This window comes from Desulfobulbaceae bacterium (assembly GCA_013792005.1).
Taxonomy (GTDB): Bacteria; Desulfobacterota; Desulfobulbia; order Desulfobulbales; family VMSU01; genus VMSU01.
Genome location: VMSU01000048.1, coordinates 1 through 2,674, shown reverse-complemented (window position 1 = coordinate 2,674; position 2,674 = coordinate 1). Strand labels below are relative to the sequence as shown.

At 53.6% G+C, this 2,674-nt stretch carries 3 protein-coding genes; all 3 read right to left on the bottom strand.

Features of this window, described 5'->3' with window-relative positions; genetic code table 11:
• Positions 1-258 precede the first annotated feature (258 nt).
• A complete protein-coding gene (locus FP815_02790) occupies positions 259-735 on the bottom strand; it encodes a dUTP diphosphatase (protein MBA3013862.1) in 477 nt (158 codons plus the stop codon).
• Positions 728-2,008, bottom strand: coding sequence for an insulinase family protein (locus tag FP815_02785; protein MBA3013861.1), 1,281 nt, complete (start codon positions 2,006-2,008; stop codon positions 728-730). Before FP815_02785 ends, FP815_02790 begins: the two co-directional genes overlap by 8 nt.
• A 63-nt stretch (positions 2,009-2,071) precedes the next feature.
• Positions 2,072-2,674: S1 RNA-binding domain-containing protein (locus tag FP815_02780; GenBank protein MBA3013860.1), on the bottom strand; the 603-nt coding region annotated here is incomplete at its 5' end.

Sequence of the window (2,674 nt, the reverse complement as noted above, 5' to 3'; positions counted from 1 at the left end):
GGATCTGGGTCAGATTTGGTTGCGCCGATTGAACAAAACCGCAGGCTTAGCAGCGCTACGTCGAGGATTTTGTGATTGAGTCGCGACCAAAGATGGCCCAAAGCCGGGATGCGTTATGGTAAATTGGTATTTTCCGCGTCCCTAAGGATTGATGCAAGGGTGGGCTCGGTGAGTGTTGGGTTACGCTACACTCACCCAACAAGAAACAATTTTTGTCTAAGCTGTTGGCCTTGGCAGGGGACCGCAACGCAGAGACCATCACACTCCGGTATGACCAAAACCACCATCCTGACGTCGTGTGGGCGGCAACTCTGACACGACTGCTATTTCCGCTCGACACACAGGGGCCAAAACCAATTGAGCGATGCGGTCTCCACGATTAACGGTATAGGGCGATAGACCAAGGTTAATCAGGGCAACTTTAACTTCACCACGATAATCCGCGTCAATTGTCCCTGGGGCATTGATAACAGTAACACCATGCTTGACCGCTAAGCCGCTCCGCGGCCTCACCTGCAGCTCATATCCGGCCGCGAGGGCAACGGCAAAACCCGTAGCAATAAGGACCACCCCTCCAGGGGGAATCACCACCGGTGCAACGACCGCCGCCATCACATCCATCCCCGCCGCCAATTCGGAGTGGTAGGCAGGAAGTTGCAAGTCCAGGGTCTCTGTAACCCAACACAACTCAAGTCGGTGGCGCTTCTGACTCACCGTATCACCGGTCTCACTCATCGCCATCCCCAGCTGTCAGCTCCTCATCCGGACGGCAATCCTCCTGCCGCACCGGGCCGAGAACGACCCCCGCCAATGGCCCGGCAAACAACGTTGTCGCTAATTCAGTTACCTCAGCAGGAACCACCCGACATACCCCAGCCTCTGCCTCCTCGATCGGGATATGACGACCAAAAGTCATTTCATTCTTAGCTAATCGCATCATCCTCGCCTCCATACTCTCTTCAGCAAGAAAAAGACCTGCTCGGACAAAGTCCTGGGCTCCCCGAAGCTCATCAGCGGTGATCCCACCTTGACAAATATCGGCAATAACCTCATCAACCAGGCCCCTTACCTCAATCACCGAATCAGCATTAACGCCGGCATAAACGCCAACCACTCCGCAATCGCTGGCGCCTTCCGCAAAAGAATAAATCGAATAGGCCAAGCCTCGCTTTTCACGAACTTCCTGGAAAAGCCGAGAACTCATGTTCCCACCAAGGACGGTATTGAGCAAGGAAAGAACGTAACGAGATTCAGTTGAGGCTGGTGGCCCTGGGGTCCCGAGCAGGACATGGGCCTGTTCCAGCCGCTTAGGATAGATAGAGACTTTGGGAGGTTGTGGAGATGGAGCGATTCGCGCTGGGAGCGCGGCGCCGGGAAGGGATGCCGGGCGCCAATCATTCATGGCCGAGAGCATGCCCACCAAGGCATGATGATCAACGTTGCCCGCGGCAGAAACCAGCACCCGCCCCGGACGATATCCACGGTGTTTGAATGCCTGGAGAAGATCCCGGTCCATGGCAGCAATCACTTCCGACCGCCCCAAGACCGGACGGGACATGGAATGCCCCTCCCACATCACCCCAGCAAACAGATCATGAATCAGATCTTCAGGGGTATCCAAGGACATCCCTATTTCCTGGAGAATGACCATTCTCTCTCGCTCAATCTCGTGATCGGGCAAGAGGGAATCAAAAAAAAGTTCTGAAAGTATGGTGACTAGAGAGGAGAGTTGTGAATCGAGGACCGTACCGTAGAGGCAGGTGTTTTCTTTGGTGGTAAAGGCATTCGACAGTCCTCCAAGGCGGTCCAGCTCCCGGGCAATGGCACTTGCATCCCGTAGGCCAGTTCCCTTGAACAGCATATGTTCGAGGAAATGAGCCGCCCCACTACCGTGTTCGTCTTCATCTCGGGTACCGGCATCAATCCAGATGCCAAAAGAAACCGTACGCGACGGGATTCGTTCAGAGACCAGAATGACCCCACTGTCAAGTACAGTTTTTTGATACATTATTCAGGTAACGGGCAGGAGGAGGGCAGGTAAAAAACCAACCCTCCCCGCCACAAAGTACTCTTAGCTTTCCAGCAGAGCCTTGCGACTCAACCGAATTTTACCGCGCTGATCAATTTCCAGAACCTTGACCTTGATTATCTCCCCTTCCTTGACCACATCAGTCACCTTCTCTACTCGCTGATTAGCAAGTTCAGAGATATGAACCAATCCGTCAACTCCGGGCAATATCTGGACAAAGGCGCCAAAATCCACCACTTTAACAACTGTACCCTCGTAGGTCTGACCGATCTCAGGCTCGGCAGTGATGCTGTTTACCCGAGCCTCAACCAAGGCCGCAACTTCACCGTTCGGAGCAAAAATCTTGACCTCACCGTTATCATTGACATCAATCTTAACATCAAACTCGGCGGTCAAGCCCTTGATGATCTTGCCACCAGGACCGATCAAATCGCGAATCTTGTCCGGATTGATAGTCATCATCACAACCTTAGGAGCATAGGTTGAAATCTCAGTCCGTGGCTGGGCCAATGCCTCATGCATCTTACCTAAAATATGCAATCGACCAGCCTTGGCCTGCTCTAACGCCTGACTCATGATCTCGCGGGAAACTCCGTCGATCTTGATGTCCATCTGTAGGGCGGAAACACCCCTTGCGGTGCCGGT